Source organism: Emergencia sp. JLR.KK010 (genome assembly GCF_037018265.1).
GTDB classification, from domain to species: domain Bacteria; phylum Bacillota; class Clostridia; order Peptostreptococcales; family Anaerovoracaceae; genus Senimuribacter; species Senimuribacter intestinalis.
In genome coordinates this window covers 2330741-2353576 of sequence record NZ_CP143550.1, presented here as the reverse complement: position 1 = coordinate 2353576, position 22836 = coordinate 2330741, and the positions used below count along the sequence as shown (strand labels likewise).

General features: G+C 44.9%; 23 protein-coding genes. 21 read left to right on the top strand and 2 right to left on the bottom strand.

Annotation, left to right across the window (positions count from 1 at the left end; all coding sequences use genetic code 11):
• Window positions 1-146: 146 nt before the first annotated feature.
• The 3 genes from V1225_RS11300 to V1225_RS11290 are packed head-to-tail and all read left to right on the top strand — an operon-like array spanning window position 147 to window position 2576.
• Window positions 147-620, top strand: coding sequence for an HD domain-containing protein (locus tag V1225_RS11300; protein ID WP_161907978.1), 474 nt, complete (start codon window positions 147-149; stop codon window positions 618-620).
• The gene (locus V1225_RS11295) at window positions 610-1110 is read left to right on the top strand and encodes a PH domain-containing protein (protein WP_338546487.1); all 501 of its coding nucleotides are present in this window, start codon (window positions 610-612) and stop codon (window positions 1108-1110) included. Before V1225_RS11300 ends, V1225_RS11295 begins: the two co-directional genes overlap by 11 nt.
• Window positions 1110-2576 carry a PH domain-containing protein gene (locus tag V1225_RS11290; protein ID WP_160203257.1) on the top strand — a complete coding sequence of 489 codons (1467 nt, stop codon included), beginning with the start codon at window positions 1110-1112 and terminating at the stop codon, window positions 2574-2576. The genes V1225_RS11295 and V1225_RS11290 overlap by 1 nt, the downstream gene beginning before the upstream one ends.
• On the opposite strand, the gene V1225_RS11285 is transcribed toward V1225_RS11290, so the two are convergent.
• A complete protein-coding gene (locus tag V1225_RS11285; protein WP_251615835.1) occupies window positions 2573-3565 on the bottom strand; it encodes a ribonuclease H-like domain-containing protein in 993 nt (330 codons plus the stop codon). The genes V1225_RS11290 and V1225_RS11285 overlap by 4 nt on opposite strands.
• Before the next feature lie 271 nt (window positions 3566-3836).
• Here V1225_RS11285 and V1225_RS11280 point away from each other — a divergent pair, with 271 nt between their 5' ends.
• Together V1225_RS11280 and V1225_RS11275 are read left to right on the top strand one after the other, a co-directional pair.
• The gene (locus V1225_RS11280) at window positions 3837-4097 is read left to right on the top strand and encodes a stage V sporulation protein S (RefSeq protein WP_160203255.1); all 261 of its coding nucleotides are present in this window, start codon (window positions 3837-3839) and stop codon (window positions 4095-4097) included.
• Between the two features lie 118 nt (window positions 4098-4215).
• Complete coding sequence (locus V1225_RS11275) at window positions 4216-4770, top strand: NUDIX hydrolase (RefSeq protein WP_161907975.1); 555 nt, start codon at window positions 4216-4218, stop codon at window positions 4768-4770.
• Here the strand turns inward: V1225_RS11275 and V1225_RS11270 are convergent.
• Window positions 4724-5254, bottom strand: a complete 531-nt coding sequence (locus V1225_RS11270; RefSeq protein ID WP_161907974.1) for a stage II sporulation protein M — start codon at window positions 5252-5254, stop codon at window positions 4724-4726. The two genes, V1225_RS11275 and V1225_RS11270, sit on opposite strands and share 47 nt — an antisense overlap.
• An 84-nt stretch (window positions 5255-5338) precedes the next feature.
• Here V1225_RS11270 and V1225_RS11265 point away from each other — a divergent pair, with 84 nt between their 5' ends.
• The 16 genes from V1225_RS11265 (at window position 5339) to V1225_RS11190 (ending at window position 22831) form a co-directional block, all read left to right on the top strand.
• Window positions 5339-6229, top strand: coding sequence for a tyrosine recombinase (locus tag V1225_RS11265; protein ID WP_161907973.1), 891 nt, complete (start codon window positions 5339-5341; stop codon window positions 6227-6229).
• An 83-nt stretch (window positions 6230-6312) separates the two neighbouring features.
• Complete coding sequence (locus V1225_RS11260) at window positions 6313-7104, top strand: zinc ribbon domain-containing protein (protein ID WP_161907972.1); 792 nt, start codon at window positions 6313-6315, stop codon at window positions 7102-7104.
• A 131-nt stretch (window positions 7105-7235) separates the two neighbouring features.
• Window positions 7236-7580: a 50S ribosomal protein L19 gene (rplS, locus tag V1225_RS11255; RefSeq protein WP_160201146.1), complete on the top strand. Its 345-nt coding sequence runs from the start codon at window positions 7236-7238 to the stop codon at window positions 7578-7580.
• Between the two features lie 119 nt (window positions 7581-7699).
• Window positions 7700-8536, top strand: coding sequence for a ribosome biogenesis GTPase YlqF (gene ylqF, locus V1225_RS11250; protein WP_160201145.1), 837 nt, complete (start codon window positions 7700-7702; stop codon window positions 8534-8536).
• Window positions 8533-9195, top strand: a complete 663-nt coding sequence (locus tag V1225_RS11245; protein WP_161907891.1) for a ribonuclease HII — start codon at window positions 8533-8535, stop codon at window positions 9193-9195. Before ylqF ends, V1225_RS11245 begins: the two co-directional genes overlap by 4 nt.
• A 24-nt stretch (window positions 9196-9219) precedes the next feature.
• Complete coding sequence (locus tag V1225_RS11240) at window positions 9220-10896, top strand: formate--tetrahydrofolate ligase (RefSeq protein WP_202620372.1); 1677 nt, start codon at window positions 9220-9222, stop codon at window positions 10894-10896.
• Between the two features lie 343 nt (window positions 10897-11239).
• Window positions 11240-12349, top strand: a complete 1110-nt coding sequence (locus tag V1225_RS11235) for an NAD/NADP-dependent octopine/nopaline dehydrogenase family protein (RefSeq protein WP_161907890.1) — start codon at window positions 11240-11242, stop codon at window positions 12347-12349.
• Between the two features lie 138 nt (window positions 12350-12487).
• A complete protein-coding gene (locus V1225_RS11230) occupies window positions 12488-13891 on the top strand; it encodes a TIGR00366 family protein (RefSeq protein ID WP_161907889.1) in 1404 nt (467 codons plus the stop codon).
• Between the two features lie 27 nt (window positions 13892-13918).
• Window positions 13919-14935 carry an ornithine cyclodeaminase family protein gene (locus V1225_RS11225; RefSeq protein WP_161907888.1) on the top strand — a complete coding sequence of 339 codons (1017 nt, stop codon included), beginning with the start codon at window positions 13919-13921 and terminating at the stop codon, window positions 14933-14935.
• Between the two features lie 115 nt (window positions 14936-15050).
• A complete protein-coding gene (locus V1225_RS11220) occupies window positions 15051-16493 on the top strand; it encodes a sigma 54-interacting transcriptional regulator (protein WP_160201140.1) in 1443 nt (480 codons plus the stop codon).
• 13 nt (window positions 16494-16506) lie between these two features.
• Entirely contained in the window at window positions 16507-17670 is a 1164-nt protein-coding gene (locus tag V1225_RS11215) for a pyridoxal phosphate-dependent aminotransferase (RefSeq protein WP_338546481.1), read from the top strand.
• 122 nt (window positions 17671-17792) lie between these two features.
• Window positions 17793-18359: a DNA-3-methyladenine glycosylase I gene (locus tag V1225_RS11210; RefSeq protein ID WP_160201138.1), complete on the top strand. Its 567-nt coding sequence runs from the start codon at window positions 17793-17795 to the stop codon at window positions 18357-18359.
• Between the two features lie 387 nt (window positions 18360-18746).
• On the top strand, window positions 18747-19379 hold the full coding sequence (locus V1225_RS11205) for a cyclodeaminase/cyclohydrolase family protein (protein ID WP_338546479.1): 633 nt from the start codon (window positions 18747-18749) through the stop codon (window positions 19377-19379).
• A 9-nt stretch (window positions 19380-19388) separates the two neighbouring features.
• Window positions 19389-20237: a bifunctional 5,10-methylenetetrahydrofolate dehydrogenase/5,10-methenyltetrahydrofolate cyclohydrolase gene (locus V1225_RS11200; RefSeq protein ID WP_251615795.1), complete on the top strand. Its 849-nt coding sequence runs from the start codon at window positions 19389-19391 to the stop codon at window positions 20235-20237.
• A gap of 24 nt (window positions 20238-20261) precedes the next feature.
• Window positions 20262-21680 (top strand): sigma 54-interacting transcriptional regulator, encoded by a 1419-nt coding sequence (locus V1225_RS11195; RefSeq protein WP_338546477.1) that lies wholly within the window; start codon window positions 20262-20264, stop codon window positions 21678-21680.
• A 182-nt stretch (window positions 21681-21862) separates the two neighbouring features.
• Window positions 21863-22831: a hypothetical protein gene (locus tag V1225_RS11190; RefSeq protein ID WP_338546476.1), complete on the top strand. Its 969-nt coding sequence runs from the start codon at window positions 21863-21865 to the stop codon at window positions 22829-22831.
• Window positions 22832-22836: the final 5 nt, after the last annotated feature.

The following is a 22836-nucleotide window of genomic DNA, read 5'->3' as shown; positions in this document are numbered from 1 at the left end:
TGTAAAAAACTTTTTTATGGGAATCTGCAAAAATGGGAATGAACTAAAATTACACAGGTTACAGTTGCATTTTATTGTGATTTTCTGTAAAATAAAAAATGTTAAACTGAAGATATTTGACTAAGTATAAAGAAAGGGAAACCAGCATGAACAGATTATATCAACTGGAGCAAAAGCTTGATGCAGTGATTTGTGCTCAAGAAGGAAAGTTTTCTGAACGTGACGAGACGTTGGATTGGGAGCGTCTGCATATGGCTTCATCAGCGAGAATTGCGTGGATTCTTGCCTTAAAGCGGGGCGCGGACCCGGAACTTTCAGCTTGTGCGGCCTGTGTGCACGACTTTGGAAGAATTCTAACAGGAAAGCAGAGTGGACATGCAGAGGCAGGATACGAGCCAGTTAAAGCATTTTTAGAGGAAACCAGGCTGTTTTCGGCGGAAGAAATCGAGATCATTGCCTGTGCGGTAAAAAACCACAGCAGAAAGACAGAGACCGGAACCATAATCGAGGAAATCGTAAAGGACGCTGATGTTATCGATTGTTATCAGTATGGAATGCCTTTTGACAGACCGGAAAAGGAAGAGCGTTATTTGAAGTGGAGGAAGGAATATGGAATCTAGCATGGAATACAGCAAGGTAGATCCCAAGGCAATTAAGAGTTGGCGCATCGGCAGGGGAATTTTCTTTCTGATTGTTTTGGCGATGGCAGTTCCGGGCGAGATTGCGCTGGGATTTTTGGCATGGGAATCAATCTGGAAAGTACTCATTATGGCAGTGATAGGGTTTTTCGTCTGTTATCTGGCAGTTGGGCTGGTCGTTTTTCCTATCATTGAATACAAGCAGTGGGGATATAACGTTGAAGAGGACAAGGTGGTTATTCGCCATGGTATTTTCTTCATCAGAAAAACCATTATCCCCATCATCAGAATACAGAATATTACGGTCTCTCAAGGACCAATCAACAGAAAGCTGGGGCTTTTTGAGGTGGAGATGGCTCTGGCCAGCGGCAGCTTTTCCATTGAAGGTTTGGATAAGGAAACGGCTGATGCAATCAGCGAGAACCTGAAAGCAAAGCTGTACCGACGCATTTCTGAGAAAGGGGTTCTATAATGGAGTTTGGACCAAAGAGGGGACATCCGATTTTTATCGTTGAGAACTTTTTCAAAGACTTTTCTCTGCTTTTGATTGCTGTCGTAATTGGGCTGATTCAGGGTGACATGCGTGTGCTCTATGAAAATATCGGAGTGCTTGTGGTGGTACTTCTCGGACCGATTCAGAGAATTGTCCAGTATTTTACAACATATTATACAGTTGACAGTGAAAAATTAACTGTAAAAAGCGGACTTTTTAAGAAAAACCAGCTGGAACTTCCGCTATCCACCATAACTACTGTGGATTTTTCGCAGAATGTGCTTCATCAGGTTTTTGGCGTATACCGGCTCAATGTGGACAATGCTAGCAATATTTCCAACACGAATACGAAGGTGCGCATGACTTTTGCAAAGGAGGATGCCTTTGTTGTCAGGGATTTGCTGATTTCTGGCAGAAAAGGGCTCGATGGCTTTAATCTTGGTGAAGAAGGAGCAGCCCTTGCCGGCACCGAGGGAAAAAGAATTAAAGTATCTGCAGGTGATTTAATGCTGCTCGGGCTTTTGAAATCCAAAGGACTTTTTTTTCTGCAGATGTTTACTGTAGTAACTTCTGCATTGGCGTTGTTCAGCGTGTCGCTGAGCAATCTGTTGGCTGAATCCGTGGCTGACACGATTTACACCATGGGAATCGGTATGACGGCTGCGATACTGCTTCTTATCACTTTTGTAATTTCTTTCATCTGCGGCATGATTGGCAGCCTGATTCGTTATTATGGATTTGAAATTCTGGATAACGGAGAGGCGATAAAGATTCAGTATGGCCTTTTGACAAAGAAAAAATATACGATACAGAAAAATAGGATAAGCGGTTTTTTTTACGATCAGTCGTTCTTTATGCGGTTGCTCGGTGTGGGAAGCCTGAATCTTTTTGCAATCGGCTACGGCGTCGGTGATAATGAGAGTAGCGAGGAACCGATGGTGTTTCCCCTTCTGAAGGCAGATAAGGTGCGCCAAGCTATGGCAGAGATTCTGCCTCAGATGTTGGAGGAGTCTGTATATCACAAGCCGAAAAAGGGATCGCTGCACTACTTTTTCTATGGTCTGGGCTTTATATTGGCGCTAATTGCTGCAGGTGTATCTATCTACTGTACGATGTATGTGGACTACTGTCAGCAGGTCTGGATTTTAGGCGCGTTGATTTTGTTCTACAGTGTAACAGGAAGAGTACTTGAGTATAAAAATGCCGCCATCTATGGAAATTTCGAAAACATTTCTCTGAGTTATGGCGGATTTAGAAAGATAACTATTTTTGTAAAAGCAACCCATGTAGAAAGTGTTACGGCAAAAGCAAGCAGATGGAAAGAAAGAAAAGGTGTTGCCAGCGTGACAGTCAGCTATCTGGCACCTCTTGCTGCTGCCAACAAGGTGGCAAAGAATGTGCCCATAGAGGCTTTTGACGAGGTGAAGACAAAGCTGATTTATTAATCTTTTATGGACAAAGTTTCAAAAAAAGTCAGAAGGAATGCGTTGATTTCCATATAATTGATGGTGCCGCGATCTTCTGCAATGAGGTATCCGTCTACAACAGACGGGTACTTTTTAATTGGTTCCGTATTTCCTTCAAGAATCGCCTGTGCGTCGAAGAATAATGCGCCGGCTTCTGCAGTGCATGGAATGTTCAGCTCGAAATCGCCGCTATGGCTGTCCATGGTCAGGGAATAAGGTTTTTCAGCAGTGGGAAAGGCAATATAGTCCTTTGGGGTGCTGCGCTGCCAGCCGCAAACGCAAAGACTGCGTCCCTGAAAGGAAATTTTCTGTATCAGCACATTGCCTGCGAGAAAGCCCAGCTTGTACATAGCTCTGTGAAAGTCAGTCATTGCAATGACTGGGAGCAGTTTGTAAAGCTGAATCAAATCGTCGTGATTGTGGAGAAGGATGGTCTTTTCCAACGCAAAAGCATGGGTCTGCATGTACTGTTCGTAGAGTGCAACGCTTTCTCCGCCGGAGATTTCATCGTCTCTGCTGCCTGCCAGTCCCATGAAAATTTCTACAGTCTTTTGCTTCAGATTAGGCAGAGTCTGACGCAAATTGGAATGCCCCTGGATGACAAGGAACAAATCCAGGTTATAAACGGACGGCTGAAAGGAAAGTCCGTATTTTTTTGCGCGAGTTTCCATAAAGGGCATGTCAAAGTGCTTTCCGTTGTAGGTAATGATGTAGTCCACGGAATTCAGGATTTTCAGCGTTTTTTCAATGATTTCTTTCTCGTCGTCAGTTTCATTTGCGAAATACTGAATGACCTGACAGCTTTCGCCTTTGCGAAGAAGGATTCCTGTGAGAATGACCTTGCATTTTGTGGGGGACAGTCCAGTAGTCTCTATATCAAAGACCGCAAAGCTGCGCTCTCCGAAGTAGGTATCGAACAGCTTTGCTGTATATGGATTCAATGTTAGAGTATCTGTAATCATTTTCATGAAGTGCCTCTTTCAATTATACATGTGATAAAAACAAAATAGACCGCAGGGGTGCAGTCTACTTTGTTCAAAAGGGGTATTGGGATTAGAGATTAATGAGGTTATCAGGGGGATAACCACAATTGAATTATAACTGAGTTTGAAGAAAAATGCAAGCATAAATATAAAAAAAGTGAAAAAAGAAAGTTTTTTGTCGAACGAATTAGCCCCTTTTTGTGTATATTGACCAGTATAATAGAGAAAATGATAATTTTATTAGGAGGAAAACAATATGGAAATATTAAAGGTTTCAGCTAAGTCGAATCCAAATTCGGTAGCAGGGGCGTTAGCAGGTGTTTTAAGAGAGAAAGGTGGTGCAGAAGTGCAGGCAATTGGCGCAGGGGCGCTGAATCAAGCCATTAAAGCCACAGCCATAGCAAGAGGTTTTGTTGCACCAAGCGGAATTGATCTGGTTTGCGTGCCAGCATTTACTGATATTCAGATTGAAGGAGAGGAAAGAACGGCAATCAAGCTGATTGTAGAGCCGAGATAAGCGGCAGCATGCAGCCGTAAAACATAAAGGGAACTTGATTTTTTCAAGTTCCCTATTTTAATTCGGAAAAATAAATGGTATACTTAAATATATCAACAATTCGAAGGGGGGACACGCTATGATTTTTGAAGAAGAGACCATCAGCACAGAGCGAATTTACGAGGGTGCAATTCTAAATTTGCGAAGAGACAAGGTGACTGTTATGGAGGGGGAATCTTTTCGAGAGATAGTGGAGCACAGAGGCGGTGCAGTGATCGCCGCTGTAAAAGATGATGGCAATATGGTTATGGTAAAGCAGTTCAGAAAGCCGGCGGAGCGGGTTATGCTGGAAGTGCCTGCAGGTAAAATTGATGAAGGCGAGATGAACCCAGAAAAAACTGCTCTGCGGGAACTTCGGGAAGAGACTGGCTATAGAGCCTCGTCCATTCGCCTTCTGACCAGAATGTACCCTTCGGTTGGTTATTCCGAGGAAACTTTATATATCTATCTTTGCACAGGCCTTACGGCGGGAGAACCAGATTTTGACGAGAATGAGGCTATCGACATCGAGGAATATTCCATTGACACACTATACCGCATGGTGATGGAAGGAAAAATCGAGGACGGCAAGTCGCAGGTTGCCATTCTTATGGTGAAAGGACTCCTAGAAGAAGGACGGCTTCCAGTACGCTAGAGCAGATGAGACAGATGAGACAGCATAGAAACTGAAGCAGGAATCTGGGCATGCCGTGCTTTAAGGCAGATGGATTCTGATAGTTCTTTTTTACAAAGACAGCTGTTTCTATTGAAATAACTGTAAGTGCAACGTAGACAGGTATTTTAAACAGACCTCTGGGCAGCAGCACGCAGGAGGTCAGAACGAAAGCGTTTTTTGCAGAGGACGCAAGAAGATAGGCCGCAGAAAAGCCGAGGGAAAATGTTTTTCCAATGACAATGCAGGGTACCAGCGGCAAAAGAAACACACTGCAGGAAAAAAGCAGTGCAGCGCAGACGGTAATCATATCGTTTTTTAGATAATCCAGAATACCGGTACCTACCGAGGGCAGATCCTGGGTGAGAGAAGTTCCCTCTATGGGAATGACAATCTGGGTAAAAATCCCGGCAGAAAAACTGATTATCAGTATCATCAGCGGAATGATAAACATTTTCTTTTGCATAGACGAGCCTCCTTTATAATTCAATTTATGCTGCATGTGAAGAAGTATGATAAGAAAATGAGATAGAAAGATGGAGAAAGATATATGGAACTTTATGGCTTTATTATATACCTGAAAGAAGAAAAAAAGAGTTCTGACAATACCTGTGAGGCTTATATGCGCGATATCAAGGCCTTTGGGGAATTTTTACAGAGGAGAGGTATCGTAGCCCTTGAAAAAGCAGGAAGCAATGACGTGGCCGCTTACATGATGGAACTGAAGAATTCTGGAAAGTCCAAGGCGACCATCAATCGAAAGCTTTCTTCCATCAGAACGTACTATAAGTTCTTGATTAAAAAGGGGATGATGAAGGAAAATCCGACCGAGGACATTAAGTCGCCGAGAATAGAGCGCAGGGAACTTGATTATCTGACTATTGAGGAAGTGGAGACTTTGCTGCTCGCGCCGGACGAATCGATTAAAGGCATACGCGACCGGGCGATTTTGGAGGTGCTTTATGCGACTGGAATCAGAGTCAGCGAAATCATTGAGCTTAGGTTAAAGGATATTAACCTGCGCATGGGTTTTTTGACTTTAAACGGTGCACATGGCAGAGCCAGAATTGTACCTATGGGTTCGATGGCAAGAAGAGCGTTGGATCATTACATTTTGAGCAGTCGTCCGGCTCTGATGAAAGACGGTACGCCCGATGATCCGGAAAGCGTTCTCTTTGTCAACTATTTAGGTGAAGCTTTTTCCAGACAAGGGTTTTGGAAACTGATGAAACAGTACGGCAGGCAGGTAGGTCTTGAGGACAGGCTGACACCACATATTCTAAGAACTTCTTTTGCAGTACATATGGTGCAAAACGGTGCAGATCTGAAATCCCTGCAGGAACTGATGGGTCATGAGGATATCATGGCGACTAGAATTTATCTGTCGGTGACGAAGAATCGGATTAAAGATGTGTATGACAAAACCCACCCGAGGGCGTAAAAATCGAAGTGCTATATGGGCTTTATTAAATGAAAATGATATAATAAATAAATTCACAATATATTTAAGAAAGGATATTTGAAATGAAAGAGGAATTAGAAAAAGATACAATTACAGGAACAGATGCAGAAGTTTCAAGTGAAACTGAGCCAACCACTATGGAAGATAATGAGGCACAAAGTTTGGAGGAGCAAGTTCCAAATGAAGAAGAACCGCTAGATTTCGCAGGCGAAATAGAATTAGTACCTAATTCACAGTCATTTTGCGGAGGTTGCGGATATGAACTGCATGGCGAAAAGTTTTGCCCAAATTGCGGAAAGGCAGCAGGCGGCACGGTACTGCAGGAACCTAAAAAGGGGAATTCTAAAAAAATGATTATCGGCGGCATTATTGCGGTAGCAATAATAGCCTTAGTGATAGTGTTTATTACTGTCATTCAGCCGAATCAAAAGTATAATCAAGCAATTGATTTGGCGTCAGAGGAAAATTATGAGGAGGCTATAGATATTTTGACTGAGCTGGATGGATATAAGGATTCTGTTGAGAGGATAGAAAAATATGAACACTTAAAAGAATTGAAAGAATTAAAACTTCGCTTTAAAGCCGCAGATACAGCATGTATATCAGGAAAAGCTGTATTGTCTTCTGATGGGACAAGTATCAATGTAGATTCAAAAGATCAATATGATGTTGATGCCGCTGTAGATATTTTATCTATTATCACTGAACTTGAACTTCCAGATACATTATTTACGGAAATGTGTTCTACAACGGCGCTGATGGGGAGACAGACGAAAACTTATGGAGATATTGAGGTGAGCTGGTCATATCACCCGGATAATGGTCTTGATGTGTTTTTTAGAATTGTGGATTAATAATAGACAAAAATTGCTTGCAATTCCATGTCCCATATGGTATAATGCTCATGTTGTAATTACGGGCGGTCCTCTGTACGCAAGGAAAATGAGCGACAAGAACGTCTTGGAGGGAAGGAGGATACTATACAATGAATATTTTAGATTCAGTTGCACAGGATTACTTAAAGAAAGAAGTCCCTGCATTTAACGTGGGAGATACTGTAAAGGTTCACGTTAAAATTAAAGAAGGTAACAGAGAAAGAATCCAGATTTTCGAAGGTTTTGTACTGAAGAGACAGAACGGCGGAATTGCTGAGACTTTTACCGTTAGAAGAATTGCTTCCGGCGTTGGCGTTGAGAAGACATTCCCTGTACATTCACCATGGGTTGAAAAAATCGAAGTGATTAGAAAAGGTGATGTTAGAAGAGCCAGACTGCACTACATGCGTGGTAGAACCGGTAAAGCTGCTAAAATCAAGAGCAAAGAAAGATAAACTTTCTAAGGGAACCGTTAGGTTCCCTTTTTTTCTTTAGCAAATGAAAGTGTGGACGGGACGGCTAAGAAATGATATACTATTTGTATATGCGTAAATACACACAGATGAGGTAAAACATGATTGAAAATATAAACTGGTATCCCGGACATATGAAGAAGACCAGAGAACTGATTCAGGAAAATCTGAAGCTTGTGGATCTGGTTATAGAAGTCATTGATGCTAGGATTCCTATATCTAGCCGAAATCCCATTATCGATGAGTTGGTAAAGGACAAGAAGCGGATTATCGTTTTGAACAAGAGTGATCTTTCAGATCGAAGGGAGAACGACAAGTGGGCAGCGCATTTTGCGGCAGAGGGCAATTTGACCCTTGCTATGAACTGCATGAGCGGCGGCGGTGTAAACCAGCTTTTTAAAATGCTGGACAAGGAACAGGCGGCAAAGAACGCAGGGCAGATGCGAAACAAGCCTCTCCGCATGATGATTGTAGGTGTGCCTAACGTAGGCAAATCCTCTCTAATTAACAGAATGACAGGACGCAAAAGCGCTCAGACCGGTGACAGACCGGGGGTAACCCGAGGCAAACAGTGGCTTTCATTAAAAAATGGCATGCAGCTTTTGGATACGCCAGGAATTTTGTGGCCTAAGTTTGAGGATCCCAAGGCAGGTTTGAATCTGGCGTTTTGCGGCTCTATCAAAGATGAAATTTTGGATGTGGCAGACCTTGCACTGGAATTGATTACTGTGCTGCAGGACGCCTATCCGGACTTATTGGCAGAGCGTTATAAGTTGGATGCGGTGTGCGACATGCCTCTTGAAACCATGGAAGAAATCGCAAGAAAGCGGGGCTTTATCCTGCCTGGCAAGCGAATCGACTATGAGCGGTGCGCAAGGACCGTGTTAGATGAATTTAGAAGCGGAAAAATTGGAAATATTACATTGGAGCAAATATGAAAAAAGCAGAACGAGAAGCATATCTGAAAGCCAGGCTGGAGGAAATGCTGAGCTACGAGCGGCAGCTTTACGGGGAAGGTTACAGATATATTGCAGGCGTTGACGAAGTGGGAAGAGGGCCTCTTGCGGGACCTGTAGTTGCTGCAGCGGTGGTGTTGCCTGAAGACTTTGACGTCATTGGCGTAGACGACTCTAAAAAGCTATCAGAAAAAAAGCGGGAGCAGCTTTATGAGGTGATTTTGGAGAAGGCGCTGGCGGTGGGAATCGGCAGCAGAGACAATCAGGTTATAGATGAAATCAATATTTTGGAGGCAACCAAACTTGCTATGGCGCAGGCCATCGAAAATGCGGAGATCATGCTCAGAGAGCGCTTCGGTGCGGACATTGATTACGTGATCTTTGACGCTATGAAAATCGACGCTGTGGAAAAGCCCCAGATGTCCCTGATTAAAGGTGATGCAAAGAGTGTGTCTATTGCGGCGGCTTCGATTATAGCAAAAGTAACCCGTGACAGGCAGATGGCGGAATGGAGCAAGACATATCCGGATTATGCTTTTGAGAAAAACAAAGGCTACGGCACTAAAGCCCACTACGAAGGCCTTACCCGGTGCGGTATGACACCGATACACAGAAAAAGTTTTTTAAAGAATTTTATATAAAGCGTATGAAAAGGAGAAGGACCTATGGAAATCAAAAGTGATATTCAGATTGCACAGGAAGTGGAAATGGCAAATATAAAAGAGATTGCTAAATCCGCTGGAATTGATGAAAAGTATGTTGAGCAGTATGGAAACTACAAGGCAAAGATTGATTATAATCTTTTACAGGAAAAGCAGGATACGCCGGATGGTAAATTGATTTTAGTAACTGCAATTTCACCGACCCCGGCAGGAGAAGGTAAGACTACTACTTCTGTAGGTCTTGCCGATGCGCTGCACAAAAAAGGCGTTAACGTTATGGCAGCGTTGAGAGAACCATCTCTTGGACCTGTTTTCGGCGTAAAAGGCGGTGCTGCCGGCGGCGGCTATGCGCAGGTTGTACCGATGGAAGATATCAACCTTCACTTCACAGGCGATTTCCATGCAATCGGCGCAGCAAACAATCTGATCGCCGCTATGCTTGATAATCACATTCAGCAGGGTAATGCGCTGGGAATTGATCCTAGAAGAATTACCTGGAAGAGAGCTGTAGATATGAACGACAGACAGCTGCGCTATATCTTAGATGGTATGGGCGGCAAGGTCAACGGCGTGCCAAGAGAAGACGGCTTTGAAATCACTGTAGCCAGCGAGGTTATGGCGATCATGTGTCTGGCAAAGGATATCGACGACCTGAAAGAAAAACTGGCAAGCATTATCGTAGGCTACACCTATGATGACAAACCGGTTACCGTTAGAGATATCAAGGCACAGGGCGCTGCTGCAGCCCTTCTGAAGGATGCTCTGAAGCCAAACCTGGTACAGACGCTGGAAAAGACGCCGGCATTTGTACACTGCGGACCATTTGCAAATATTGCTCACGGCTGCAACTCCATTATGGCAACTAAGATGGCGCTGAAGCTTGCCGATTATGTCGTAACCGAAGCTGGTTTTGCGGCTGACCTGGGTGCAGAGAAGTTTGTAGATATCAAGTGCCGAAAGGCTGGATTAACTCCGTCTGCATGTGTTATCGTAGCAACCGTAAAGGCTCTAAAATACCACGGCGGCGTTGCAAAAGCAGACCTTGCTGCTGAAAATCTAAAAGCACTGGAAAAAGGTCTTCCAAACCTTTTACAGCATGTAGAAAACGTAACAAAGAACTTCGGTCTTCCAGCTGTAGTTGCTATCAACGAATTTCCGACAGATACTGCTGCTGAGCTGAAAATGGTAGAGGATAAGTGCAAAGAGCTGGGCGTAAACGTAGTGCTTTCTCAGGTATGGGCAAAGGGCGGTGAAGGCGGTCTGGCGCTGGCTGACGAAGTTTTGCGTCTGTGCGAACAGGAAAATCACTTCCAGTTTGTATATCCGCTGAATGTTTCCATTGCGGAAAAAATTGAAATGATTGCAAAGAAGATTTACAGAGCTGACGGCGTTATCTTTGAGGGCAACGCTAAGAAGCAGATGGCGCAGTTGGAATCACTGGGCTTTAATGATGTGCCTGTGTGTATGGCGAAAACTCAGTTCAGCTTCTCTGATAATCCGGCGCTCCTTGGCGCACCGAGAGGGTTCAACATTACAGTAACAGATTTGAAAATCGATGCGGGCGCAGGCTTTATCGTTGCAAAGACCGGCAATATTATGACGATGCCGGGATTGCCGAAAGTACCTGCAGCAGAAAGAATAGATGTAGATAACACAGGAAAGATTACAGGACTATTCTAAGATTGACATTGACAATCGATGCTGGAGATTGTATAATGCCCGACAGAAAACAAGAAGTTAAATTTATGGTATTTACCGTGAAGAAAAGCCAGGTCGTGTGGGTCCTGGTTTTTCTTTATGTTTTTAGAATGACTGCTGCTATTTTCCGTTGCGACCACCCAGCCATTTGCCTATGTAGCGACTAACCAAAATTCGATGCATAAGAAGAACCTTAACATAAGGCACAGCATTTCTCAATTTGAGAAATGCTGTTTTTGTATCCTTGCAATTGCAGTGTTTCTACGTTGGCATGATTTATGCGATTTATACAGGCAAGAAAAAGATACCAAAGGAGGTTAATTTTATGAAAAGAGTTACTGTATTTGGTGCAGGAAACGGTGGTGTTACTGCAGCTTATCACTTTGCAAGAGCAGGATATCAGGTTTGCATCTGCGATTTTTCGCAGTTTCCTACGCAGATAGAAAATATTGCAGAACGCGGAGGAATCAGTGCGGCAGGAGAGACACACGGCTGCTCTATGATCCTGGAAGGATTTGAGCCGATAGAGCTTGCCACCTGCGATATCAAGGAAGCGATGGAGTTCTGTCAGCTGTATGTGATTCTATGTCCGTCCTTTGCACAGGAGATTTTCTTTGCACAGATGATACCGCATTTAAAGGATGGCAGTATTATAGTGACTATGCCGGCAAATTACGCAAGTCTTGTATTTACTGAAATGCTGAAAAATGCGGGAAAAATTGACCTTGATGTACATTTTGCAGATACAATCAGCATTCCTTGGGCATGCAGACTGCTATCGCCGGGTGTAACTGGAATCATGGGAATTAAGAAGTTCCTGCCGCTGTCCATCTATCCGTCAGATGAAAGCGGCAAGGTAGAGGATGCGGTGAGAGATTTGCTACCGATTCCGGTGGAGATTCTGAATAATCCGCTGGTTGCAGGCCTTGAGAATATCAACTTTGGCGGACATCCACTGATGACAACCATTAACATAGGACTTTTGGAGAATTTTAACGGGGCGTTTAATTACTATAAGGACTGCTGCAGTCCGGCAACAGCAAGAGCGGCCGCTAAGATGGACTTAGAGCGGCTGGCGGTGGGCAGTGCTTTGGGCTTTTCACTACGGACGGAACTTGAGGCGATGAATGCGCTGTATGGTATGGAGGAAGAAAGCGTTTATGACTTTAACAGAAAATCTGTTTCACACGGAAAAATCAACGGTGCACCAGATAGCTCGAAAGCCAGATATATCAGTGAAGATGTGCCTTATGTGTTGGTGCCGTGCTATGAACTGGCAAAACTTTGCGGTGTTGATACGCCGATTATTCTTGCTTGCATAACGCTAGCATCGGCATATAATGAAGATAACTATTTTGAGAGCGGACGAACGCTTAAAAAGATGGGACTTGGTGGTCTGTCAGCGGAGGCAATCAAAGAGAAAATCTCAAAATGAGAACAAATAGCAGTCGAAGGTTCTCATTTTGAGAAGCTTCATTGCATTGAATCAAGAAATTGTTTAAATTTCAATGGAAATTAAGTTGGCACGTTTTATGCTTTATATAACAGCAGAAAAAATATAGGAGGAAATATCATGGAACCGAAATTAGAAGAAAAGAAGTTCAAACTGCGCTTTCCGGATACGGGAACTCTTTTGATTATTTTAGTGGTTTTATCTGCAATTTTAACGTATATCGTTCCCGCAGGACTCTTTGAGCGGCAGCTGGATGAGGCGACAGGAAGAACATTGGTAGTAGCGGGTACCTATGCCAGCGCAGAGTCCAATCCGACGACCTTTATGCAGCTTATCATGTCTATTTATAACGGTATGGTGGACGCTTCTGATATTGCCTGGTTTATCTTTGTCATAGGTGGCGCCTTTGGCATTGTAACCAAGTCGGGCGCTATTGCGGCAGGACTGAACAAATTGATTCGCAAATATGAAGGAAAGGAAAGTCTGCTGGTGATTATCATCATGAGCGCATTTTTCCTTGGCGGCATGTCCTATGGCATGGGCGAAGAGGTCATTCCACTGGTAGCAATTTTAGTGCCAATTGCAATTAAGATGGGATTTGACCCGATTGTAGGCGTATCTATGGCAATTGTGGGACTTTACAGCGGATATTCAGCAGGTGCGCTGAATCCCTTTAACACCGGCGTGGCACAGGGCATCTGCGACCTGCCGATGTTTTCCGGTATAGGACTTCGCATTGCGCTGGGCGTAGGTGCACTTCTCATTGCGATTCATCACACCATTCGCCACGGAAAGAAGTTCAAGGACAGCGGTCAGGTGGTGAACTTAAACGAACTGCCGGAAAACCTGCAGACTGTAGAGGAACGCGAATTTAACGGCAGAGACAAGGTGATTTTGCTGGTTCTGGTTCTGACTGTTGCGGTACTGGTATACGGCATTATCAAATTTGACTGGTACCTGGGCGAAATGGCTGCGCTGTTTTTCCTTATGGGAATCATCGTAGGACTGATTCACTTTAAGGGCAGCTTTAACGACACGATCAACGAGTTTATGATTGGCTGCAGAGATATTGCGACAGCGGTCATTCTGGTATGTCTTGGCAGAGCGATTTTGATTGTTTTGCAGGACGGAAATATTTTGGATACCATCGTCTATGCGACTTCTGTACCGCTTGCGAAACTTCCAAGCGTGGTAGCAGCATGGGGCATGTACTTGTCACAGGGGGTTGTCAACTTCCTGATTCCGTCGTCTTCGGGACAAGCGGTTGTGGTGATGCCGATTATGAGTTCACTAGCTGACGTGCTTGGTATTACTCGACAGACCGCAGTATTAGCATTTCAAAGCGGCGATGGATTCTGGAATATGATTACGCCGGTACATCCGATTCTGATGGCGTCACTGGGACTTGCAGGCGTATCTTTTAAGCAGTGGTTTAAGTTTGCATTCTCACTGGTAATGAAATGGTCCGCATGGGTTTGCATTATCCTTGCGGCAGCAGTTTTGACAAATTACGGTCCATTTTAAGGAACCTAAAAATAGGAGGAAATGAAAATGAATAATGTAAAGATGATCTCAAAGGCAGATGTACAGAAAGTGCTGGACATGAAAAAATCCATCGAACTTGTTGAAAAGGTATATGAAGCCCATGGACACAACGAAGTGAATATGCCGGCAAAAATTACGCTGGATACCGGCGAAAGCAACGACTGGCCGCCATATGGCGGCTCCTACAATGCAATGCCTGCATATATCGGACAAGACGTGGATATCTCCGGTATCAAATGGGTATGGGGATTCAATGATAATGCAAAGAAGGGTATTCCATACATCGGCGGCGTAATTATTTTAAACGAAGCCAGAACTGGTGAAATCCTTGCTATCATGGATGGCAGCTTTATTACGGACATCAGAACCGGCGCTTCTGCTGGCGTTGCTTCTAAGTATCTGGTTCGCAAAGATGCCAAGGTTGCCGGCATCATCGGCGCAGGTGTGCAGGGCAGAATGAATGCAAGAGCCATCGCAGAATCCTGTGAAAATCTGGAAGAAATCAAGATTTCTGACTTATACTGGGAAGCAGCGGTAAAATGTGCAGAAGAACTCAATCAGGAACTTGCGGTAAAGGTGACGCCGGTAAAGACCAATCAGGAATGCTGTGAAGGCTCTGACCTGATCATTACGGTAACCATCGCCAATGAGCCGCTGGTAATGGGTGCGTGGCTGAAAAAGGGCTGTACTGTGATGTCTCTGGGTTCCTTCCAGGAATTGGATGAAAACATTCCGCTTCACTGTGACAAGCTGATTGTCGACAGCTGGGCACAGAACGCCCACAGGGGTGAACTTTTGAAACTGGTTCATGACGGAAGAATCACAGAAGAAAACATCCATGCTGAAATGCCGGATATCGTAGTGGGGCGTAAGAGCGGAAGAGAAAACGATGATGAAATCATCTGTGCAAGTATTATCGGTATGGGTTCCACCGACATCGGCACAGCGGGACAGCTGTACAAAGATTATTTTGCAGAAGACGACAGCCTGCCGGTATTTGCTTTCAGAACCTATGATAAATAGACACAGAAAATGAAAGTATTGAAATAAGTGCAATCTTCTGTTAAAATGAAAATATACGTGAAGTAGAGGCTGCCACTGGCAGCCTTTGCGCTGTGATTCGTTCCCAGAGGTAATTATGAATTTAGGTAGTATCAGAGAATATGCACAGAAGACCACAGAAATTATCAGCACAGTAGCGGACATGCAGGTGTTGGTCTGTGATATGCAGTTTCAGATTATTGGGGACAGCAAAGACGGCATCACCAATCAGCGGGCGCTGAATAAGTTGACCGGTAATTCCATGCTGGTGGAGACCGTTCGCCTACGAAAAATGATGGTGATCGAAGACAGCAAGAAGGATTTTGCAGGATGCAAAAATTGTCCGGAGAAGAATGCGTGCGACGTTAACGCAATGATTTCCATTCCAATTATCGATGGAGAGGATATTTACGGCGCCATTGGTCTTTATGCCCATGGAAAAGAAGATGTAAAGAGACTGATGGAAAAGAACAAGGATTTTCTGGAGTTTATTCACAGAATGTCAGAACTTTTGGTGATGAAACTAAAAGAGACTTCTGAAACGAAGAAATTAAAAGAAACTGTCAAGCAGTTGAAAAATAACAGTTGCAATTTGCCTTTTGAAGACATTGTAGGAAGCAGTCCCGCGTTTCGGAAGGTAAAAGAAGAGGCGAGGCGTTTTGCACAGGGGAATTCAGGGATTCTGATCCAAGGAGAAAGTGGAACTGGCAAGGAGGTTTTTGCTAGAGCCATTCATACCGCCAGCAGAAATGCGGATGGTCCTTTTGTTGCCATTAACTGTGCGGCGCTACCGGAGAACTTAATCGAAAGCGAGCTGTTCGGCTATGAGGAGGGGGCATTTACCGGTGCGTTGAAGGGCGGAAAGCTGGGAAAGTTTGAGCTTGCCAATCACGGTACTTTGTTTCTCGATGAAATCGGTGAATTTCCAATCCATCTGCAGGCGAAACTTTTGCGAGCCCTTCAGGAGAAAAAAATTCAGCGAGTAGGCGGCAGCAAGGAGATAGAGGTGTCGGTACGGATTATCGCAGCCACCAATCAGGATTTAGAGGAGCTTTCGCGCAACGGACAGTTTCGGGAGGATTTGTATTATCGCCTCAGTGTCATCCCTATTACATTACCGCCGCTAAGACAGCGACGAAGTGATATTGGAGAATTGGCAGAGCATTTTCTCAGGATTTATGCAAAGGCGCTGCACAAAGATATTTTTGGCATAGACAAGGCGGCCATGGACAGGCTGTACGAGTATGCGTGGCCGGGCAACATCAGACAGCTGCAGAATGCCATCGAGTATGCAGTCAATATTTCTTCTGGTTCCTATATTACGGTTGAAGATTTGCCGCAAAGAATTTTGGGCAACGCCACGGAACCACCTTCTGAAAGCGGAATTTGTTTGAAACCGCTTAGAGATGTGGAAGATGAATATATTTTAGAGGCCATCAGAATTTATGGCGATACACTTTCAGGCAAGCTGAAAGCAGCGGAGGTGCTGGGCATCAGCAAAGCTACGTTGTATCGCAGATTAAAAGAACTTAATGTATAGAGAGGTAGAAAAAATGAAGCACAAGTTTATTGCAAAGCGGTACTGGAAAGACCAGAGTACCGCTATGGGACAGTCCGATGTAATGGCAAAGTCTTTCAATGACGTGATTAACCTGAGTTTGGGGGACCCGGATTTAATCACTCATGATATTATTATCGACAATGCCTTTGCAGATGCAAAAGCCGGACATACCAAGTACACGGACTTCAGAGGAGATCCGGAGCTTAGAACGGAAATCTGCAAGTACTACAAGGAAGAGTATCAGATGGATGTGGCTGATGAAGATGTTTTTGTCTGTGCATCTGCATGCCTGGGCATGTATCTGGCTCTGGAAGCCATCGTAGACGATGGAGATGAAGTTATTTTACAGGCGCCGTACTTTACCCCGTATCCACAGCAGGTGGAGCTGGCAAGAGGGATTCCTGTGGAACTGCCGACTTACGAAGAAGAAGATTTTCAGATTAACATTGAACGTCTGGAATCTCTGATTACAGAGCGTACAAAGGCGCTGGTCATCAACTCGCCGAGCAATCCGACCGGAAACTGCCTGACTGTAGAGACTATGGAAAAAATCGCAGAAATCGCTGTAAAGTATGATTTAATTGTAATTTCTGATGATATTTATACCTCGTTCAGTTACCAGAATCCGTTTGTGCCGTTTGCGACACTTCCGGGTATGAAAGAAAGAACGATTATTCTCAACTCCTTCTCCAAGAACTTCACCATGACAGGATGGAGAGTGGGCAACATCATTGCGCCGGATTACATCATCAAGGTGATTCAGCAGATTAACGAAAATGTGGTCTTTACTGCGCCGTCAGTATCTCAGCGTGCTGCAATCTATGCACTTCGCCACAGAGCGGAAATTCAGCCGCCGATGATTTCCGAATACAGGAAGAGAATGTTCTATGCAGCGGAGAGAATTAACCAGATTCCAAAGCTTTCTGTGATTTACCCGCCGAAGGGAAGTTTCTATCTGTTTATGAACATTAAGGAAAGTGGGCTGACCAGTGCTGAGGCGGCGGAACTGATCCTAAAGGAGGCACATGTGCTGATGCTGCAGGGTGATGCCTTTGGAGCCTGCGGAGAAGGCTATGTGCGTATCGCTTGCACTGTCAATGTGGATACCCTGAAAGAGGCTTTTGACCGAATTGAAAAGATCGAGGCGTTTCAGTAAAAAAAGTGTGCATGACGGAGCTAAAGCTCCTATGCACACAATAAGAAATTGTGAGAGACGAAAAGCGTGCGTATAGAAATGTGCACGCTTTTGCCGTTTTATGTTTGAAAAGGAGAAACGGAATGGAATGGAAAGATGGAAAAAAACGGTGCAGGTGGGTGAATCCCAAGAATGAAATCTATCTGCGTTATCATGACGAAGAATGGGGTGTGCCGGTGCATGACGATCATCAGCTTTTCGAAATGCTGATTTTGGAAAGCTTTCAGGCGGGTTTGTCCTGGGAGTGCGTGCTCAATAAGAGAGAAGCCTTTCGAGCTGCTTTTGATGGGTTTGATCTTGCCAAAGTCTGTGATTATGACGAGGAAAAAATGGCAGCACTTCGCGAAAATCCAGGCATCATCCGCAACAAATTGAAAATTCGAGCGGCAGTAAATAATGCGCGGATTTTTCGCGAAATCCAAAAGGAATACGGAAGTTTTTCCAACTATCTCTGGCATTGGACCTGCGAAACTGTTTTGCACGAAACAGATGTGGTAAGTTCTCCACTTTCCGATCAAATCTCAAAGGATTTGCAAAAACGAGGAATGAAGTTTGTCGGAACGGTGATTATTTATTCGTACTTGCAGGCGGTTGGCGTCATTGATTCTCATGAAGAAGGCTGTTTCAAAGCGCGCGGCACAAAAGAATAAAAGGCTGCGTGTTCTGGTAAATCAAAGAAAAGGTGAGAGTGAAAGAAAACATGGCAAACCCATGAAAGGAGTCTTCGACGATAGTACTGACAAAATTCTGGATTTTGAAAGATTTTGTCAGTAAATCGTGTCGAAATCACATCGTATGCCCCTGAAATTCTGACAAAACTGACAATTTTTTTCGATTCTGTCTGTTTTGTCAGGATTTTTACATAAAACACCGACAAGACTGACAAAAATCTGAGAAATTGTCAGTTTTGTCAGCAGTGTAAAAGGGTATCGCTTTTTCACGCGTTTGCCGCGCGAAAGAAAAGGGTGCGGCTTGCAAAAATAGCGGCACCCGTGCTATACTAATACCAGTTTAAAAAGAAAAGAGAGGTACAACCTATGCAATGGATTGATCAAAGCTTGAGAGCATTTACAGAAGTGCTGGCGAGCAAAGCGCCTGTGCCGGGCGGCGGCGGCGCGTCGGCGCTGGTGGGCGCACTGGGAACAGCACTGGGAAGTATGGTCGGATCGCTGACCGTAGGCAAGAAAAAGTATGCAGCCGTAGAGGAAGATATCAAAGGTCTGATGAAACAGGCGGAAGTTCTGCAGGCAGAGCTGCTTGCCCTTGTGGAAAAGGACGCGGAGGTTTTCGCGCCCCTTGCGGCGGCTTATGGCATGCCGAAAGAAACGAAGGAAGAAAAGGCGGAGAAGGCGCGAGTCATGGAGCTTGTGCTGAAGGATGCATGTAGCGTACCTCTGGAAATTATGGAAAAGTGTTGCAAGGTCATCGATCTGCACAGGGAATTTGCGGAAAAGGGCAGCGTTCTTGCAGTCAGTGATGCCGGTGTCGGCGTAATTTTTGCCAAAGCAGCCCTGCAGGGCGCGTCACTGAACGTCTTTATTAATACAGGCTCGATGCAGGACAGAGCATACGCCGAAACGCTCAATGAGAAAGCTGAGAAGATGCTGATGGAATATACAGTAGCCGCCGATGAGGTGTACGCGAAAGTGTACAGTCAGCTAAAGAAATAGGGGGACAAGATGGAAAAATTACTAAAAGGAAAGCCAGTGGCGGACGCCATTGACGAAGGGTTGATTGCAAAGATGCCCGTATTTTATGAGAAAGGCGTGGTGCCGACCCTTGCAATCGTTCGTGTGGGGGAAAACGGCAGCGATATCGCCTATGAAAACGGCGCTGTGAAAAAGGCAAAGAAGATCGGCGTACAGACAGAAAAATTCATCTGTGATGGGAAGATAGAGGAAGCGGATCTCATTGCGGTCATAGAATCCATCAATCAGAATCCGGAAATTCATGGTGTGCTGCTGCTGCAGCCTTTGCCAAGGCACATCGACAGCGAGAAGGTACGAAATGCCATCGCGTCGGAAAAGGATATGGACTGCGTTTCGGATGGCGCGCTGGGCAGATTTTTTACTGGGGACAGCGCTTTCGCGCCGTGCACAGCGGAAAGTTGCATTGAAATTTTGAAACATTACGATGTAGATTTACGCGGAAAGCGGGCGGTGGTCATCGGCAGGAGCATGGTCATCGGAAAGCCCGTCAGTCTGATGCTTCTGAAGGAAAACGCGACGGTAACCGTCTGCCACACAAAGACCAGACCGGAGGATTTACGGAATCTTTGCAAAGAGGCGGATGTGATTGTAGCAGCCGCCGGCGCTGCAGGGACTTTGACAGATGAGATGATTAGTCCAGGTCAGGTGATTGTGGATGTGGGCATCAACTTTAATGAGGAAGGAAAAATGATCGGCGATGTGTCGGTCTGTGAGGACGCCCAGGTGTGGCTGACCCCGGTACCGGGCGGTGTGGGCAGTGTGACAACCAGTCTTTTGATGAAACATGTCGTGGAAGCGGCAGAACAAAGCATGCTTTAGTTCTGCAGGAGGAACCTTTGTGCAATGAGTGGATTGATTGATAAACTGAACCAGATTATGCAAATCGACAATACCAAATATGATGGTGTACTGATTGTAAATAAACATGGCATTGTGGAGTACAGCACGTGGTTTGGCAGAATGTCTAATGCAGTCATTCCGGACTGGACCAGATCGATTGTCGGAGAGCATCTGACGAATTTTTATGAGGATCTGTCAGAGGAAAACAGTACCGTTTTCCAGACGCTGAGGACAGGAAAGATGTCCATCGATGAACCCCAGAAGCTGACCTGGAAAAATTATCAGATGGTACTGCGCGGCATCACGTATCCCATTGTGGAGAACGGGGTGATTTTGGGCGCGGCCAATGTTGCGCAGCTTCTTTATCTGCAGAATTTGAAGACCTCAGAATATCTGAAACAGAAGCTTTATGTCACAGATGATATTATCACGCAGAACAAGAAAATGCTGGAAATGAAAGCGATGATACTGGAGGCCAGCAACAGTGATTCGCCGGTGCTGATTTATGGCGAAACAGGAACAGGGAAAGAGCTGGTTGCGGAATCAATTCATGCAGAGGGAAAGCGGCGTACCGGAAATTTTATTACACAGAACTGTGCAGCAATTCCATCCCATCTTCTTGAAAGCATGTTTTTTGGTACAGAAAAGGGAGGCTTTACCGGTGCGGAATCCAGAGAGGGTCTTTTTGAAATGGCTAATGGAGGCACCCTCTTTCTGGATGAAATCAATTCGATGGATTTAGGGATGCAGGCGAAGCTTCTGAAGGCAATTGAAGAACAGAAAATACGCCGAATCGGCGGTAATCAGGATATTCATTTTGATGTACGTCTGATTTGCGCGACCAACGAACCCCTTGAAAAGCTGCTTTCCGAAAAGCGAATTCGGGAGGATTTGTACTATAGAATTTGTGTTTTACAGATCGAAATTCCACCGCTTCGAGAACGTGTCGACGACATTCTGCTTTTGACGGAACACTTCATTCGCTATTATAATGAACGCATGCAGCGAAATATCAAGGGGATCAGCCCTTTGACGGAGCAGGTCTTTGTAAAGTGGGACTGGCCCGGCAATGTGAGGGAACTTCGCAATATCATCGAAAGCGCATTTAATATAGAAAAGAAGGAATATATTAGCTTGGAAAGTGTGGACGCGCTGTTCCGAAGAACACAGCTTGTAAAGACGGTCAGCAGAGAAGAACGGAATGTATCACAGCGGGCAGATTTACTTTCTGAAGCAGCAGAGATAGAGCCGGGAATGCATGTTGATTTGGAACAGATGCTGGCAGCCTATGAGCGTCAGGTGATTCAGACTGTGATGGAGCAGGAAACCAAGTTAATTGATGTTGCCAGGAGGCTTTCCATCTCTCCGCAGAAGCTGCAGTACAGACTGAAGAAGCTGGGGATCACCAATAAAAAATTTTGAATAAATAAAAATATTTTTATAAATAAAGAATTTTTCATCGAAAAAAGTGCGGCTGCAATTTTAATCTAATACTGAAAACGCTTGAAATTCAGGCGTTTTTTTGTTGCCCTTTTTCAAATGAACGGATTGGCACGCCCTTTGCGATAGTATAGTGCAAAGACTGAAGGAGGGAGTGAAAGAATTTGAAAAGACCATTACCGGGCAAAGTGGACATCATCGACGTGACCCTGCGGGATGGATTTCAGCACGAGGAAATGTTCGTGCCCACAGAGGCGAAGCTCTGGATCGCAGAGCGGCTGATGGAAGCAGGATTTCGGCGCATTGAGGTCGGCACGTTCAGTCATATCAAATATGTACCCCAGTTTAAGGATATCCTGGAGGTATTGAAAGGACTTCCGAAAAGAGAGGACGTAGAGTACACCGTCCTTGTGCTCAACACGAAAGCCTGTGAGCGTGTAGCTGCAGCCCTTGAAGAAGGCGTTCAGATTGACCGCGTACTGTGCGGACAGCTAGCAACCAGCGAGGCGTATGCCCGCAAGAATATGAACAGAACCCATGAAGAACTTTTTAATGAAGCAGAAAAAAATATAAAATTTCTTCACAGTCTGGGCATCAAGAAGGTTTTCGGCAATATTGGAACGATTTTCGGATGTCCGATCCAGGGAGAAATACCAATCGAAAAGGCTTACGAATTTGTAGATCGGGCTTTTGACATTGGATTTGACGAGATTGAACATTCTGATCCTGACGGCATCGCAGATCCGGAAACCGTATACCGCTATTTTTCGCATGTCCTACAGAAGTATCCAGATGCATCGATGCATTCCTTCCATGTCCATGATATACGCGGCATGGGGATGGCATCTTACTGTGCAGCGATGGAGGCAGGTGTCAGAACCTTTGACTGCAGCCTGGGCGGCATTGGCGGACAAGTTGCGAATATTGTCGACAGCGTACCTGTCAAGGGGATCGGCGCATATTACTTTGATACGGAGAGAACCGGGCTGGTGGAAACCTGCGACTTTGTCTCCATGGTAAATGCCATGGGGATTGATACCGGAATCGATGAGAAAAAATGCGGCGTTATTACGCAGATGATGGAACGAATTTTAGGACGCACGCTGCATTCCTTTACAGCAGCAATCAAATAACAGAG